The 16,381-nt window shown below is 59.3% G+C and carries 15 protein-coding genes; 12 read left to right on the plus strand and 3 right to left on the minus strand.

The window, feature by feature from the left end:
* The first annotated feature begins 93 nt into the window (after window positions 1-93).
* The 11 genes from rfbB to ACTG4X_RS05720 all read left to right on the plus strand — a co-directional run bounded on the left by rfbB (window position 94) and on the right by ACTG4X_RS05720 (window position 10,227).
* Window positions 94-1,173: a dTDP-glucose 4,6-dehydratase gene (gene rfbB, locus ACTG4X_RS05670; RefSeq protein ID WP_440533387.1), complete on the plus strand. Its 1,080-nt coding sequence runs from the start codon at window positions 94-96 to the stop codon at window positions 1,171-1,173.
* Window positions 1,170-2,060: a dTDP-4-dehydrorhamnose reductase gene (rfbD, locus tag ACTG4X_RS05675; RefSeq protein ID WP_440533388.1), complete on the plus strand. Its 891-nt coding sequence runs from the start codon at window positions 1,170-1,172 to the stop codon at window positions 2,058-2,060. Before rfbB ends, rfbD begins: the two co-directional genes overlap by 4 nt.
* A gap of 20 nt (window positions 2,061-2,080) precedes the next feature.
* Entirely contained in the window at window positions 2,081-2,977 is an 897-nt protein-coding gene (rfbA, locus tag ACTG4X_RS05680) for a glucose-1-phosphate thymidylyltransferase RfbA (RefSeq protein ID WP_440533389.1), read from the plus strand.
* Window positions 2,977-3,225 carry a glycosyltransferase family A protein gene (locus ACTG4X_RS05685; protein WP_440533390.1) on the plus strand — a complete coding sequence of 83 codons (249 nt, stop codon included), beginning with the start codon at window positions 2,977-2,979 and terminating at the stop codon, window positions 3,223-3,225. Before rfbA ends, ACTG4X_RS05685 begins: the two co-directional genes overlap by 1 nt.
* A 135-nt stretch (window positions 3,226-3,360) precedes the next feature.
* Window positions 3,361-3,909, plus strand: coding sequence for a dTDP-4-dehydrorhamnose 3,5-epimerase (gene rfbC, locus ACTG4X_RS05690; RefSeq protein WP_440534363.1), 549 nt, complete (start codon window positions 3,361-3,363; stop codon window positions 3,907-3,909).
* A gap of 194 nt (window positions 3,910-4,103) precedes the next feature.
* Window positions 4,104-5,030, plus strand: coding sequence for a UDP-glucuronic acid decarboxylase family protein (locus ACTG4X_RS05695; protein ID WP_440534364.1), 927 nt, complete (start codon window positions 4,104-4,106; stop codon window positions 5,028-5,030).
* On the plus strand, window positions 5,027-5,992 hold the full coding sequence (locus ACTG4X_RS05700; protein ID WP_440533391.1) for a glycosyltransferase: 966 nt from the start codon (window positions 5,027-5,029) through the stop codon (window positions 5,990-5,992). Before ACTG4X_RS05695 ends, ACTG4X_RS05700 begins: the two co-directional genes overlap by 4 nt.
* Window positions 5,989-6,375 carry a GtrA family protein gene (locus ACTG4X_RS05705; RefSeq protein WP_440533392.1) on the plus strand — a complete coding sequence of 129 codons (387 nt, stop codon included), beginning with the start codon at window positions 5,989-5,991 and terminating at the stop codon, window positions 6,373-6,375. The genes ACTG4X_RS05700 and ACTG4X_RS05705 overlap by 4 nt, the downstream gene beginning before the upstream one ends.
* Entirely contained in the window at window positions 6,372-6,974 is a 603-nt protein-coding gene (locus tag ACTG4X_RS05710; protein ID WP_440533393.1) for a hypothetical protein, read from the plus strand. The genes ACTG4X_RS05705 and ACTG4X_RS05710 overlap by 4 nt, the downstream gene beginning before the upstream one ends.
* Window positions 6,975-6,993: 19 nt before the next feature.
* Complete coding sequence (locus ACTG4X_RS05715) at window positions 6,994-9,030, plus strand: hypothetical protein (protein WP_440533394.1); 2,037 nt, start codon at window positions 6,994-6,996, stop codon at window positions 9,028-9,030.
* Between the two features lie 30 nt (window positions 9,031-9,060).
* Window positions 9,061-10,227 carry a nucleotide sugar dehydrogenase gene (locus tag ACTG4X_RS05720; RefSeq protein ID WP_440533395.1) on the plus strand — a complete coding sequence of 389 codons (1,167 nt, stop codon included), beginning with the start codon at window positions 9,061-9,063 and terminating at the stop codon, window positions 10,225-10,227.
* A gap of 405 nt (window positions 10,228-10,632) precedes the next feature.
* Here ACTG4X_RS05720 and ACTG4X_RS05725 read toward each other — a convergent pair whose 3' ends face one another.
* Window positions 10,633-12,192, minus strand: a complete 1,560-nt coding sequence (locus tag ACTG4X_RS05725) for a hypothetical protein (RefSeq protein WP_440533396.1) — start codon at window positions 12,190-12,192, stop codon at window positions 10,633-10,635.
* A 439-nt stretch (window positions 12,193-12,631) separates the two neighbouring features.
* A complete protein-coding gene (locus ACTG4X_RS05730) occupies window positions 12,632-13,651 on the minus strand; it encodes an IS110 family transposase (protein ID WP_440533397.1) in 1,020 nt (339 codons plus the stop codon).
* Window positions 13,652-13,828: 177 nt separating this feature from the next.
* Between ACTG4X_RS05730 and ACTG4X_RS05735 the strand changes: the two genes are divergently transcribed.
* Window positions 13,829-14,830, plus strand: coding sequence for an IS5 family transposase (locus ACTG4X_RS05735; protein WP_440533398.1), 1,002 nt, complete (start codon window positions 13,829-13,831; stop codon window positions 14,828-14,830).
* A gap of 82 nt (window positions 14,831-14,912) precedes the next feature.
* On the opposite strand, the gene ACTG4X_RS05740 is transcribed toward ACTG4X_RS05735, so the two are convergent.
* Window positions 14,913-16,349, minus strand: coding sequence for an IS1182 family transposase (locus ACTG4X_RS05740; protein WP_440533399.1), 1,437 nt, complete (start codon window positions 16,347-16,349; stop codon window positions 14,913-14,915).
* Between the last annotated feature and the right edge of the window lie 32 nt (window positions 16,350-16,381).

The raw sequence follows: 16,381 nt of genomic DNA on the forward strand, positions 1-16,381 counted from the left end.
CGCCAACCTTTGATATCTCTCCTCTGGCCGAATGGGATAATCGCCTGTTGATTTGCCGCAAGGCGATCGTTCCATATATCAGCAGGGGACTTCATGATCCTGGTTACCGGCGGCGCTGGCTTCATTGGCGCCAATTTCGTACTCGACTGGATCGCCAACGGCGACGAGCCGGTCGTGAACCTCGACAAGCTGACCTACGCAGGCAACCTCGAGACCCTCGCGTCGCTCAAGAACAACCCGAGGCACATCTTCGTGCAGGGCGACATCGGCGACAGCGCTTTGGTCGATCGCCTGCTGGCCGAGCACAAGCCGCGCGCAGTTGTGAACTTCGCCGCCGAATCGCACGTGGACCGCTCCATCCACGGCCCCGAAGACTTCGTGCAGACCAACGTGCTGGGCACCTTCCGCCTGCTCGAATCCGTGCGCGGCCACTGGAGCGCGCTGCCGGCCGAGCAGAAGACGGCCTTCCGCTTCCTGCACGTGTCCACCGACGAGGTCTACGGTTCGCTCTCCAAGACCGACCCGGCCTTCACCGAAGAGAACAAGTACGAGCCCAACAGCCCGTATTCGGCCAGCAAGGCCGCCAGCGACCACCTCGTGCGCGCCTGGCACCACACCTACGGCCTGCCGGTGCTGACCACCAACTGCTCGAACAACTACGGCCCCTTCCACTTTCCCGAGAAGCTCATCCCGCTGATGATCGTCAATGCACTGGCCGGCAAGAGCCTGCCCGTGTACGGCGACGGCATGCAGGTGCGCGACTGGCTCTACGTGAAGGACCACTGCAGCGCCATCCGCCGCGTGCTCGAAGGCGGCAAGCTGGGCGAGACCTACAACGTGGGCGGCTGGAACGAGAAGCCCAACATCGAGATCGTCAACACCGTGTGTGCGTTGCTCGACGAGCTGAGCCCCAGGGCCGACGGTAAGCCCTACAAGGAACAGATCACCTACGTCACCGACCGCCCCGGCCACGACCGCCGCTACGCCATCGACGCGCGCAAGCTCGAGGCCGAGCTTGGCTGGAAGCCCGCCGAGACCTTCGACACCGGCATCCGCAAGACCGTCCAGTGGTACCTGGCCAATGGTGAGTGGGTGCGCAATGTGCAAAGCGGCGCGTATCGCGAGTGGGTCGAGAAGCAATACGACGCAGCACCTGCGAAGGCCGCGGCATGAAGTTGCTGCTGCTGGGCAAGGGCGGACAGGTCGGCTGGGAGCTGCAGCGCAGCCTGGCGCCCCTGGGTGAACTGGTCGCGCTCGACTTTGACAGCACGGATTTCAACGCTGACTTCAGCCGGCCGGAGCAACTGGCCGAGACAGTCTTGAAGGTGCGCCCCGACGTGATCGTCAATGCGGCGGCGCACACGGCCGTCGACAAGGCCGAGAGCGAACCTGATTTTGCGCGCAAGCTCAACGGCACTTCCCCGGGAATCGTGGCCGAGGCGGCGCAGCAGATCGGCGCGCTGATGGTTCACTACTCGACCGACTACGTCTTCGACGGCAGCGGCACCAGGCCCTGGAAGGAAGACGACGCGACCGGCCCGCTCAGCGTGTACGGCCGCACCAAGCTCGAAGGCGAGCAACTGGTGGCCCAGAACTGCGCCCGTCACCTGATCTTCCGCACCAGCTGGGTGTATGCCGCGCGCGGCGGCAACTTCGCCAAGACGATGTTGCGGCTGGCGAAGGAGCGCGACAAGCTGACGGTCATCGACGACCAGTTCGGTGCCCCCACGGGGGCAGAGCTGCTGGCCGACGTGACGGCGCATGCCATCCGAGCGACGCTGCAGGACCCGGCCAAGGCCGGCCTCTATCACGCCATCGCTGGTGGCGAGACCAGCTGGTACGGCTATGCGCGCTTCGTGATCGAGCAAGCCAAGGCGGCGGGTGTCGAGCTCAAGGCCGGCCCGGAGGCCGTCGAGGCCGTGCCGACCAGTGCCTTCCCGACCCCGGCAAAGCGCCCGCACAACTCGCGCCTGGACACCACCAAGCTGCAGGCCACGTTCGGCCTGCGCCTGCCGCCCTGGCAGGAAGGCGTTGCGCGCATGCTGCGCGAGATTCTTTGAACTTTCACGAGAAAAAGAACATGACCAAGACGACGCAACGCAAAGGCATCATCCTGGCCGGTGGTTCCGGCACCCGCCTGCACCCCGCGACCCTGGCGCTCAGCAAGCAGCTGCTGCCGGTGTACGACAAGCCGATGATCTATTACCCGCTGAGCACCTTGATGCTGGGCGGCATGCGCGACATCCTGATCATCAGCACGCCCCAGGACACGCCGCGTTTCCAGCAGTTGCTGGGCGATGGGAGCCAGTGGGGGATCAACCTGCAGTACGCGGTGCAGCCGAGCCCTGACGGGCTGGCGCAGGCGTTCATCATCGGGGACAAGTTCGTCGGGAACTCTCCGAGTGCACTTGTGCTGGGGGACAACATCTTCTACGGGCACGACTTCGTGCATCTGCTGTCCGATGCAGATACGAAGACCTCCGGAGCCACGGTGTTCGCGTATCACGTCCATGATCCCGAGCGCTACGGCGTGGTTGCCTTCGATGCCGAGGGCAAGGCCAGCAGCATCGAGGAAAAACCACTCAAGCCCAAGAGCAGCTATGCGGTGACGGGGCTGTACTTCTATGACAACCAGGTGGTCGACATCGCCAAGGCTGTGAAGCCAAGCGCGCGAGGCGAGTTGGAGATCACCGCAGTGAACCAAGCCTATCTCGACCGCGACCAGTTGAATGTGCAGATCATGCAGCGAGGCTACGCATGGCTGGATACAGGCACGCACGACAGCCTGCTGGAAGCGGGGCAGTTCATTGCGACGCTGGAGCATCGGCAGGGGCTCAAGATCGCCTGCCCCGAAGAAATCGCATGGCGCAATGGATTCATCACGGGTGAGCAACTCGAGAAGCTGGCGACGCCTCTGGCCAAGAGCGGATATGGCAAGTACCTCAGGCATTTGCTGAGCGAAGAAGTCCGTTCTTAATGTCGAAGTACTCGATGCTCGCCACTCTACGGTTCAGCATCGTCGTACTGACGCGCAACTGTCCCGAGACCCTGCGCCATTCACTGGCGACCTGTCTCGATCAGGATTTCGATGACTACGAGATTCTGGTCTGCGACAACAGCGATCCGGCCGCAGCGGCGCAGGTGGCCGAGATCGTCGCCGTGGCAGCCTCTTCGCGCATCCGGTATTTGCCACCTGAACGCCCTTTGGCAATGAGCGCCAATTAGGAGCGCGGTTTGAGCCAGGTGCGCGGCGAATACGTTACGGTGCTCGGCGATGACGATGGGCTCATGCCCTACGCGTTGCGCCGGACAGTTACCTCAAGCGCGTGGTTTGATCCATCACTCTCTGATTCCCCAGCCATGAAAGCAACATCTACATCCATTCCCGACGTCCTGGTGATCGAACCCAAGGTCTTTGGCGATGCACGCGGCTTCTTCTTCGAGAGCTTCAACCAGAAGGCTTTCGACGAGGCCGTTGGCCGGCATGTCGACTTCGTGCAGGACAACCATTCACGGTCGGCAAAGGGCGTACTGCGCGGGCTGCACTACCAGATGCAGCAGGCTCAGGGCAAGCTCGTGCGTGTGGTCAGCGGCGCGGTGTTCGATGTCGCCGTCGACATTCGTCGCTCCTCGCCGACCTTCGGGCGTTGGGTTGGTGTCGAACTGACCGATGCCAACCACAAGCAGCTATGGGTGCCTGCGGGTTTTGCCCATGGTTTCTTGGTGCTCAGCGAGACTGCAGACTTCCTCTACAAGACCACTGACTACTACGCGCCGATGCATGAGCGATGCATCCGTTGGGATGACGCGTCGATCGGCATCGATTGGCCAGATATAGGTGTCGCGCCGACGTTGTCGGCCAAAGATGCGGTGGGAGCAAGTCTGGCCACGGCAGAGCTTTACCCGTAGCGTTGTAAGGTTCGTGTCATGTTCGGTGAAATGACTACGATGGCCGGGGCTTCGCCTGCATGCGGATTTGGGGGCTGGTGGTGCCTGCGGTCAGCTTTCTGCTGAGGGGAGGGGACTCGCAGACTAAAATTTCGCCTTTAAGTTTTCATCTATAGATGGGGGACCTCGTGCGCGTTTCAAATAGAAAAAGAGTGATGGTGACCGGCGGGGGCGGCTTCCTGGGGTCTCACCTGTGCGAGCGGTTGCTTAACGATGGCTGCGATGTGCTGTGTGTGGAGAACTTCTACAGCGGGACTCGCGACAATGTTGTTCATCTCATGAACAACCCGCATTTCGAACTGATGCGCCACGACGTGACCTTTCCCTTGTACGTCGAGGTTGACGAGATCTACAACTTGGCCTGCCCGGCGTCGCCCATTCACTACCAGCGTGACCCGGTCCAGACGACCAAGACGAGCGTCCACGGCGCAATCAACATGCTCGGATTGGCCAAGCGTACGGGGGCCAGGATTCTTCAGGCATCGACCAGCGAAGTCTATGGAGACCCCGAGGTGCATCCCCAGCGGGAGGATTATTGGGGCCATGTGAACCCCATTGGTATCCGGTCCTGCTACGACGAGGGCAAGCGATGTGCCGAGACGCTCTTTTTCGACTACTACCGGCAGCATCAATTGGAGATCAAGGTCGTTCGCATCTTCAACACCTACGGTCCGCGGATGCACCCCAACGACGGTCGCGTTGTCAGCAACTTCATTGTTCAAGCCCTGCGCGGCGAGGACATCACGATCTACGGCGACGGCTCCCAGACGCGCAGCTTCTGCTATGTCGACGACTTGATCGAGGGCTTCGTTCGCATGATGGCCACCCCGAGCGACGTCACGGGGCCGTTCAACATGGGAAACCCCGTCGAGTTCACGATCAAGGAACTTGCGGAAGCCGTTCTCAAGAGCATCGGGGGCAAGTCCACATTGATCTTCAAGCCTCTGCCCCAGGATGACCCGAAGCAGCGCCAGCCCGATATCACCATGGCTCGGGAAAAGCTGGGCTGGGAACCGAAAGTGAAGCTCCAAGACGGCCTTGAGCGGACGGTTGCGTACTTCCGCAACTTCCTGGCCCTATGAGCATCGGAGAGCACACCCTCATCATCGTCACGCCGGTCTACGAAGACACGGAGGCCAGCAGTCGCCTGTTCAGCGAACTCGCGTTGCAGTTCGGGAACGATGTCTTCGTCGTCGCGGTGGATGACGGGTCAGTGAAGCAGCCGCTGCAAATCGCCAATCTCGAGCGAGCACCTGTCGACGGTGTGGTCCTGAGACTGCGGCGAAATGTTGGGCACCAGCGAGCCATCGCCATCGGCCTGGGCTACGTTGCAGAACATATCCAACTTGGGCAACGCGTGGTGGTCATGGACTCGGACGGGGAAGACCTGCCCTCGACGATTCCGACCTTGCTAAGCAGCCTGGAGTCGGATCAGATTGACGTCGTGGTGGCGCGTCGCAAGAGTCGTGTTGAGACCATGCGATTCAAGGCCTTCTACGCCGTCTACAAGCGTTTCTTCAGCCTGCTGACCGGTCGCGCCATCAGCTTCGGTAACTTCATGGCGCTCAAGGCACACGCCGTCAAGCGGTTGGTGGTGATGCAGGAACTGTCGATCCATGTGGCGGGTGCAGTGCTCGCCTCGAAGCTTCGCACCGGAAGCTGCTTGCTGGACCGAGGTCCCCGATATGCAGGGCAATCGAAGATGAACTTCGTGGGCCTTGTGCTGCATGGATTCAAAGGGCTGATGGTCTTTGCGGAGGACGTGCTCGTGCGCGTCGGCATTCTGTGCGCACTCATCGCAGGCTTCTCGGTCGCGGCAGCTTGCGTCGCGGTCGTTCTCAAGCTGATGGGCTTTTCGACGCCTGGCTGGTTTTCGGTCGCCTTGGGGATTCTCGTCTTGGTCTTTTTGCAGACCGGCACTTTGACGTTGATGACGCTGATGCTGACTGGCGTGGTGCGTGGTGGAACTGTCACAACGTTCATCGCTTATCACGATTTCGTCGAGGAAGTGATCGAGACGTCCAAGTCATTGCCGGTCGCATGAAGCGAGACGGACTCCAGATCGTCCGCTATGGAATCAATGGCCTTGTTGCAACGGCAGTGCACTATGGCGTGTTGACTTTCAATCTCAAGGTCCTTCACTTTTCCTCGGCCGGGCTGGCGAACATGTCTGCGGCGATCTTCGGCATCGCCGTTTCTTTTCTGGGAAGTCGTTATTTCGTTTTCCCACCGACCGGCCGCTCGCTTCTTTACGAAGCAGTGAAGTTCAGCGGCTTGTATGGTGCGATCGCCGTCTTGCACGGCCTGATCCTGTTCGTGTGGTCCGACGTCTATCCGGGCGATTTTCGGCTCGGATTTCTTTTGGCGACAGCTATGCAGGTTGCGCTGAGTTTTTTTGGAAACAAATTCCTGGTGTTCAAGAAATGAAGCTGACTCGTGCTCTTGTCGCGTCGACGTTCTTCGTTGCCATCCTGATCGGCATCTACTATTTCAACGTCAATTTTCTGAAGGTCAATGTCGTTTTCTACGCCGCGATCGTTGACGGCATCGTGGCCGCTCTGGCCACCAGCGTGATTCTTGTTGTTTTCAGGTACTTCCGCGTGCTGGGCGGCTTTGAGAAATTCCAACTGGTTGTGATCTGGCTGTTGGTCGGGTACGCCTTCGCCATCTCGGTTCCGACCGTGATCGATCGTTCGTTGTCGTTCTACATCCTCGAGAAGTTGCAGCAGCGCGGCGGCGGTATCAAGCAGGACAGTTTTGAGCAGGTCTTCACCCAGGAATATGTCAAGGAGCACCACCTCGTGGATGTGCGCCTGACAGAGCAACTCGAATCCGGCACGATCGTAGTCCGCGACGGCTGCGTGACCCTGACGGAAAAAGGAAAGACGATTGCCAGCTTCGGACGCTACTTCAGAACGCACTGGCTGCCCAAGCAGCGACTGCTGATGGGTAAATACAGCGACGATCTTACCGATCCGTTCCGCCACAGCGTGGCCGACGTGAACTACGAATGCCAGCCTCGCTGAGCGGAAGATGAAGGCCCGAGTGACGGCAGCGATGGCGCTGCCTTTTGTCCTTTTTGCAGTGGCCTTTTTTGCATCGCCGTTCGGGACGCTTGGCCATCTCACATTGATGCCGGGCAACGTCGGTGACGCGAGGTTGAACAATTACTTCCTTGAGAACATTTATCTGTTCTTCTCGGCGGGCTCGACATCCCTTTGGAATCCGCCATTCTTCTATCCCTTCCCATATGTCCTGGGCTTTTCGGACAACCTGTTCGGCGCCGCCCCGGTTTATGCAATTGCGCGCTGGATCAGCGGTGAGCCGGATACGGCCTTCCAGGTGTGGTTCCTGTTTGCCTATCTGGCGAACTTCGTTTCAGCGCGCTATGCGCTCAAGCGGCTTGCAATCAGCGATCTCGGCGCATCGCTGGGGGCGCTGATCTTCACCTTCGCCTTGCCTGTCACGGCGCATGCGGGACACGCCCAGTTGCACTACCGATTCGGGCTTCCGCTTGCGCTCGCGTTCTTCGCGAACTTCCTTGTCGAGAAGCGATGGCGGCTTCTGCTGGCTGCCTGTGCATGGACCACTTGGCAGTTCTACTGCGGGATATACATAGGGTTTTTTACCGTGCTGCTGCTTGCGGCACAGTCAGTGGTCTACCTTCTGATCCAGCTGACCTCTGCGAAGGGCGTTTCTGCCGCCACTTGGAGCAGCTTCCGGCAGTCGTGGACGGCCCAAGGTGGGTGGAATAGGGTGGCGTTCTTCCTTGGCATGCTTGTGCTGGCCGGGCTGCTGCTGGTTCTGTTCTATCCCTATCTTAGGGTCTCTCGCATGTACGAGGCCAAGCGCACATGGGATGAGATCAGCACGATGTTGCCTCGGCCGCAAAGCTATTTTCTGGCCGATGCATCGAGATTGTGGGCGAGCCCGAACAGCACGGTGTTTTCCGGCATCCCCATGCGCCACGAGCATCAGATGTTCGTCGGCATGGTGCCGCTGCTTCTGGCCTTGTGCGGCTTGGTAGTGGGTTTGCGATCCACTGAGCGTCAACGTGTCTTGCTGCTCGGCGGCAGCCTTCTTGTCGCAATTGCGGCGACCCTGTATATCGGTGGGTACAGCCTGTGGTATCTGTTCCACAAGCTTCCGCTCGCGTCTGCGATCCGCGCGATGAGCCGGTTCGATCTCGCGATCCTCTTTCCTGTCGCCTATCTGGCAGCCTTGGCCATCGATTGGCTACGTGCTCGCATAGGGGGAAAGAGCCTGATCCTTTTCGTTCTGTTTCCACTGGTCGTGTTCGAGTTTTCATCGACCAATATAGACGTGAGTTCGAAGACGGTCTGGAGACAGCGGTTGTCTCAAGCTGACGCGCGTATCCAGCAACTGTTGTCGAAAGACGCGATCCTGTTCATGTCGCAGAGGTCCGATTCTTTTTCCTCGGACGAGCTGGATGCCATGTGGGTGGCGCTGCGCCGAGGCGTCAAGACGCTGAACGGGTACTCAGGGGGCTTGCCCCCCGGCTTCGCCGTGGAATACGGTGACGACTGTGCGGAAGCACCCAGGCGGGTGATTGCGTATATGACCTTCAAGCACGCAGCGACAGATGTCTCTCTGTACAAGGCTCTGATGTCTCGCGTGGTGCCTGTTGGGTTCGCAGGATGCGATACGAAGTGGTTCTCGGGACCACCGCCACTGACGGCCGCCACGCGCGTCTACACGAAGGAAGAGTTGCGCCAACTGCACTATGAGATCACGGGGCGTAACCGCGACGACAACGGCACCTATGTGGACGTCCGGATTGACAACAACGGAGACAACGTGTTTTCCGCTCGCTCGGCCGTCGGCCGACCGCTTCGCTTCTCTTGGCGGTTTCTGGACACCAACGGAAATCCTGCTTCAAACTTCGAAAAGCGCCGGGACCTGCAGTTCGACGTGCCAGCGCACGGCGAGGCTCGTGTGCGGATTCCGATCGAGTCCGCGATGCAGATCGAAGGCGGGACGCTCGAAGTGTCTTTGGTGCAGGAAGGTGAATTTTGGGCACATGACATCGGGGTGCCGACCGCGCGATATGTGTGGAAGTAAGAATCAAGGGAAAGATGTGAGGGAACTCGAATGAAAATTGCAGTCGCAGGTACCGGCTACGTCGGCCTTTCCAATGGCATACTGCTTTCGCAGCATCATGAGGTGGTGGCCTTGGATGTGGTGCGCGAAAAGGTCGACATGCTCAATCGCAAGGAGTCGCCGATCGACGATGTAGAGCTGACGCACTACCTGAAGCATGAGCAGCTCGATTTCCGCGCGACCCTCGACAAGAACGAGGCCTACGCTGGCGCGTCGTACGTCATCATCGCTACGCCCACGGACTACGACCCGCAGACGAATTACTTCAACACCGAGTCGATCGAAATGGTGGCCAAGGACATCATGAGTATCAATCCGGATGCGATCATGGTGATCAAGTCGACCATTCCGGTGGGCTATACGGAAAAGCTTCGCACGATGCTCGGAACGAGCAATGTGTTCTTCTCCCCCGAGTTCTTGCGCGAAGGCCACGCGCTCCACGATAACCTGTATCCGTCGCGGATCGTGATTGGTGAGCGCTCCGAGCGAGCACGCGTCTTTGCCGATCTGTTGAGGGAAGGTGCGATCAGGAAGGACGTACCCGTTCTGTTTGCGAACTCTACGGAAGCAGAAGCCATCAAGCTGTTCGCGAACACGTACCTCGCGATGCGCGTCTCCTATTTCAACGAGCTGGACACTTATGCCGCGACGCATGGTCTCGATAGCCGACAGATCATCGAAGGCGTAAGCCTGGACCCTCGCATCGGGTCGCATTACAACAACCCGTCGTTCGGCTATGGAGGCTACTGCCTGCCGAAAGATACCAAGCAATTACTGGCCAACTATCACGATGTCCCCCAGAATTTGATCCGGGCCATCGTCGATTCGAATACCACGCGCAAAGACTTTATCGCCGATGAGGTGCTGCGTCGCAAGCCCTCAGTGGTTGGCGTCTATCGACTGATCATGAAGAGTGGATCGGACAATTTTCGAACTTCGTCGATCCAGGGCGTCATGAAGCGAATCAAGGCGAAGGGGGTGGAAGTGATCATCTACGAGCCTAGTCTGCACGAGTCCGAATTCTTCAGATCCCGTGTCATCACGGATCTCGAGGTATTCAAGAAACAAGCCGATGTCATCATCAGCAATCGAATGTCTGACGTCCTGTCCGACGTGGAGGACAAGGTGTACACGCGTGATCTGTTTGGAGAGAACTGACGAAGGTTGCCTATGTCAATGCATTTCGCATGACCTGTCCACCCCGAGGAGTCATTTCTCCTAACAGGGTCGAATGTGTCCGGCAAAAGAACGATTCATTTCGGCGTGTAGACGATATCTCCGACAACTCAGCTATCGTCGCTATCGGGACTACCCCATTTCAACTCGTGCCCGCGAAATGATCCTTCGGCCGCAATCCATTTTTGCTCCTTGGTGGCAGGGATTCCTTTTGCTTGGTTCACCACGAGCAACTTGCACGTATTGAAAGTACCTACTGGTATCTGAATGGTCTTGTTCCGTGGAGCGAGCCCGGTCAACTCCGCCAGGCGCATGAAGGATCAGCTATACCATCGGCTCGTGGGGCTTACGGCGCCGAGAACCTTGCCCCTTAGCCAGCGCACCGATTCAGTCGAGCCGCCATCGAGGCCGACCGAACCCGAGTCGATAGGAGGACCCGACGACGCCAAAACCAACCGGCTGGATCTGAACGCGCTCGTCGGGAATCAGCAGCATCTCGCTGGGATGGATTGTCCTGTTGAACTGGATGCGCGCACCCCACGGCGCTTGCAGCATTCGGAAGTCGCGTCCGTTCTTCAACAGGCGGCCGTCGGCCACCATGACGTGCCCGCCGCTGTAGACCTCGTCGAAGCTGCCCGTGATGCCGCGGATGTCGAGAAAGTCGAGTTTCGTCCCGTGAGGCTTGAATTGGATCTGCTGGGTGTAGCCGGAAACCATCGTGGCCTCCATTTGTGACGTCGCGACCCTGAATTTGACGCTGAGGATGATCGCTACTGCAAGGACCAATGCAGCGACGCTGCCCGCCGCGCGGCCAGGCGCTCTCCATGAAAGCGACTGCACTGTCCAACGAATTGCGAGCCATGCGAATAGTGCGAGGTACGGGAACATCCATTTGAAGTAATGGACGTTCAGCCAACGCCACATGCTGATCGGCGTTAGATCGCCATATGCCGCGTAGAGAAAGAACTGCCACACCAGCGCGGCAGCAAGCACCTTCAAGAGTGCATTTCCTTTGAACACCGCGAGCAACAGCCCTGCGACGCTCAGCACCAACCAAGGGAATCTGTCGGCAATCGAGCTCCGCGGCGCCAGGAACACCGTCTCCGAATCAAAGAAAAGGAAGAAGGCTCTGCGCGGAATATCAAACGGAAAATAGCCGCTGTAAGACGCCGTGCTCTGCAAGTAGCCGCCCAACACCCTTCCGCTCAGGGTCCAATTGAAGAGCATGAACAGGGCAAGACCAACGCACAGTCCCACTCCCATCACAACGCACTGCAAGAAGAGGCAGCGAGTCACTGAAGGCGCCTTCGCCTCCCGTAGCTTCACGAAGGTGGAGTAGAGGTAAGCCGGATAGAAAATCGTAGCTGCGCCAGCATCCACAGGCCGACAAATCACCTCCAACCCGAAGACTGCAGAAAACACGAACGCCGCCCGAAGTTCACGCGACAGTGGCTTCAACCGATACGCACTGTCCAACCGCTTCATCAGCTGGTAGATCGTGAACGAATAGATCAGCGCGGTCCCTGTCGTGGTCCAAGGGATCGCGAAGTTGTCCATCACTGTCGCGTTGAAAAACACCCCCAAGATGACAAGAGCGAGCGCCTCAATCTGTGATAAGCACTGTCGCGCAACCCGTTCGAAGACGAAAACAAACGCCAGGAAAGCCGCGACATTGAAAAAGAAAAAGGGGTGAGTGGGAACGAACTTGACGAACAGCGCGCCCATCACCGGATACAAGGGTGGGTACTGGTGCTTCTTCCAAAAGAAATCCCATTCGGTGAAAGCCTTGGCACTTCGCAGATATTCGCCTTGGTCGTACCAGCCCCACCACCCTTTCAGGTCGCCGTTGCCCGGCAACGAATTGATCGACAGATAGCAGACGCAGTATGCGAAGAGCGCAAACGAAAGAGTCACCCACGTCGGGATCTTTACTTCTTTGAAGGACATTGAGCGAGCGGCAAGAGGTGCGTTGCATTGTCCCTTAGGTTTTCGACGCCCCCCCAATCCCCCCGCACAAACGCCGGGAGGAGATGGTCAGCGCGCGGCGGGCAGCTTGTCAGGTCGGAAGCTGTAGTCCGTCGCCACTGCGCTCGCAGGTGCGACCACGGACCGTGAGTCCGCTAGGGAAGGTCTTATATGGGCGCCTCCCGGATCGCAAGGACGTTGATGCGTGATGGGGCTGGAGGCTGGGCTGCAGTCTTATATCCGGCCTGTTCTGCAGGCTGGCAAGCCTGCTGGCCCTGATGGCATTCGCTGACGAGACTCCCATCTGAACATCGAGCTCAAGGCTCAACTTCCCTACCGGAGTGCTCCCGTCCCGGTCCGACCTGTCTGGCCCATCACACTGTGGCGTCGCTCGCTCTCCTAAACTGTGTCAGTCAATCGGTTACGCGGCTTGCCATGATGCGGCTCGCCATTCCTGTCCACGAGCGAGTACGGCCCAGATCGTTCGAGCGATCTTGTTGGCCACTGCAGCGACCACAACGCTGTAGGGCCTTCGCTTGAGCAGCGCAGCAAGCCACGGCCATGTGGTTGCTCGATCCGACCGGACGATCGCTCGGGCTCCGTGCATCAACAGAGTTCGCAAGTAGATGTCGCCTCGCTTGCTTATTCCAAGCTGCCGCACATGCCCGCCCGTGCCGGTTTGCCGCGGCACCAGACCGATCCAGGCAGCGAACTCCCGACCATCTTTGAACGCCGTTGGCGAGCCCATGCTGGAGACGACCGCCGTGGCCGTCATGAGCCCGACGCCGGGAATCTCGGCCACTGCCTTGCAGGCACTACTCTGGCGAAGCTGCTGCGCGAGGCGACGCTCGATTGCTCCGATGTCGGCCTGCAGTTGCCCGATGCGCCGCACTTGTTCATGCAGGCTGTCGATCAGTATCGAAGGCAATCGTTGTTGCGCCTGCTCTAACGCTGTCGGCAACTCCTTCATCAACGCCTGATGACCTTCGGGCAACACGATTCCGAACTCATAGAGAAGCCCGCGCAGCTCATTGGTCTGCATGATGCGTATCTTCATCAACTGCGCTCGCACACGGTGCAGCGCCAGAACCACTTGCTGCGCCTCGCTCTTGAGAGCGACGAAGCGAGCGCCAGGCTGGCGAGCGGCCGTCCAGATCGCCTGCGCATCAGCGGCATCGGTCTTGTTCCGTTGCACGAACGGTCGCACCATCTTCGGCGGCAACAGTCGGGCCTCGTGTCCGAGCTTTACCAACTCGCGACCCCATTCGTGCGCGCCGCCACACGCCTCCATTGCAATTAGTGCGGGTTGCCTGGCGGCGAACCACTCGAGCATCTGCGAGCGCTTCAGCTTCAACCGCTCGATGCTGCCGGTGTCGGCATCGACCCAGTGCAGCTGGAACACCTTCTTGGCGATATCGATTGCAATGACGTTAAGCTCCATGATGGATCCTCCGATCAGTGGTTGAACGCAACCTCCACTCTGGCACAACGATGCCGCTGCGGAGGACCCACCTCCTCGCGGCGCTCGCTGGTCAGCCAAAGAGGGAGGCGCCCATGCCATCTGATCAAGAGCACGTTTCTTGCATGAGGGGCTGAACCCTGCAAAGGAGCAAGAGCGATGAGCCAGATCAGTTTTGCGGATGCCGAGCAAGCGGGCAAGAGGAAGAAGACGAGGCGCGAAGTCTTCCTTGGCGAGATGGAACTGGTGGTGCCGTGGAAGACGCTGCTCAAGGTCATCGAACCCCACTACCCAGTGGCAGGCCGAGGCCGTCGACCCTACCCGTTGCAAGCCATGCTGCGCGTGCACCTGATGCAGAACTGGTTCGCCCTGAGCGACCCGGCGATGGAGGAAGCGCTGTATGAGATCGCCTCGCTGCGCACGTTCGCCGGACTCGGTCTGGAGGCTATCCCCGATGAGACGACCATCCTGAACTTCCGCCACCTGCTGGAAGCCAGCGATCTGGCCGAAGACATCTTCAAGCAGGTCAACGCCCACCTGACCAGGAAGGGGCTGCTGCTGAAGAGAGGCTCCATCGTCGACGCCACGATCATCTCGGCGCCCAGTTCCACCAAGAACGAGAGCGGCGAGCGAGACCCTGAGATGCACCAGACGAAGAAGGGAAACCAATGGCACTTCGGGATGAAGGCGCACATCGGTGTGGATGCGGACTCGGGGCTGGTTCACACGGTGACGACCACTGCGGCCAACGAGGCCGACGTGGAACAGGTGGGCGACCTGCTTCACGGCAAAGAGGACGCGGTATGGGCGGACTCGGGCTACCGGGGAGCGCAGAGCCGTGTGAAGCGGGGTGTGCAATGGCACATCGCGGGCCGACCCAGCGACATGGCGAAGATGCCAGAGGGCCGCGCCAAGGCCAGGGCACGCAAGTTGGAGTATCAGAAGGCGAGCATCCGGGCGAAGGTGGAGCACCCGTTCCGGGTGATCAAGCGGCAGTTCGGGCTCGTGAAGGTGAGGTTCAAGGGACTGGCCAAGAACACGGCGCATGTGATCACGCTGTTTGCGCTGTCGAACCTGTGGATGGCCCGCAGAAAGCTGATTGCGATGATGGAGCAGGTGCGTCCGCAAACAGTCGAGGCTGTGTGGAAACAGCTGCATTGAAGGGGCGCGCAAGATCCGTTGGACCGGCGGACTCAGTTCCTACCGGAATTCTCGGCCGTCTCGACAAGACGCGAGTCGGCTCCTACGACTTCATCTCTGCAATCAGGGTACTTGCGCCGAGGATCTTGATTGCTCGCTTGAGGTTGTAGGCCAGAACCTGCAGATTCATCTCGGTTTTCACGTTCGGCAAGGTCTTCGTCAGGAAGTGCGTGGCCCCCATCCACGCTTTCAGGGTGCCGAACACGTGTTCGATCGTTCGTTGCCTGAACTTTGAGGCCTCGGGCGCAGCATCTAGACGTGCCTGGACCTTTTCCAGGACCTCCTCGTACTCCCATCGACTGATGCGCCTGGCTGGCGCCGGGGTGCACTGCGGCTTCAAGTGACAGCCGCCACAGTTTGATGTCCAGTACTTGCGCAACGCCTTGCCGTCCTCAATGGCGGTGAAGCGGTAGATTGCGATCTCGCCCGCCGGACACCGGTACACATCCCGTCGCTTGTCATAGACGAAGTCTCGCTTGTCGAATCTGCCCTCGAACTTGCTGTTCGACGTCAAGGGCTTCGGGACAAGTGTCGCAATGCCCGCACGTTCGCACTCCAGAATCCCGTAGCCTTCGAAGTAGCCTCGATCCGCCAGCACGATTGGTTTGGGGTGTTCGATGGCCTCTTGAGCCGCCTTGGAGATGGCGGCCAGTTGGCCTCGATCGGTTACTGCGTTGGTCACCTCATGGGCGACGATCATGTGGTGTTTTGCATCGACCGCGGCCTGGACGTTGTAGCCTACGACTGCTGAGCCAAGTCGGCTGGTCGCCATCGAGCGGGCATCCGGATCGGTCAGCGAGATCTGTCGCTCTTGCGTGGACTGAAGCTGCCGCTCGATGGCAGAGATTTCACGCATCTGTCCTTTGATCTTGGCTACCTTTTCCTGGAGGCGCGCAACACGCTCGGGGAGAACCATCGCTGGATCTCGGTCAGCTCGATCAAGTTCGGCAAGGTATCGGCCGATGCTCTGCTCGAGCTGCTGCATCCGCACCTGGAGCTTGTGCTCGTTGAAGTTCTTGTCGCGGTTGTTGACGCCCTTGAACTTGCTTCCGTCCACGGCGATGACGCCGTCGGCAAATAGCTTGAGCCGGCGGCACAAAAGAACGAACTCTCGGCACACCAGACGAATAGCGTCACCATGATCTCTGCGGAAGTCCGCGATAGTCTTGAAATCAGGGGCCAGGCGCCCGGTCAGCCACATCAACTCCACATTGCGCTGTGCCTCACGCTCCAGGCGTCGACTGGATTGCACTTGGTTCAGATAGCCGTAGATGTAGATCTTCAACAGCACTGAGGGGTGATACGACGGCCGCCCGGTGGCCGCAGGTTCCGCGCCTTCAAAGCCGAGCTGATAGAGCTTGAGTTCATCGACAAAGACATCGACTACGCGGATGGGGTTCTCTTCTGAGATGTAGTCGTCAAGGCACTCTGGCAGCAGCGTGGTCTGGCTTCGATCCCCTGGCTCGATGAATCGCTTCATGTGGCAACCCAGTTCGTGGCGTTGTCTCAATC

Source organism: Variovorax sp. YR566, assembly GCF_051992195.1.
In the GTDB taxonomy this organism is placed as follows: domain Bacteria; phylum Pseudomonadota; class Gammaproteobacteria; order Burkholderiales; family Burkholderiaceae_C; genus Variovorax.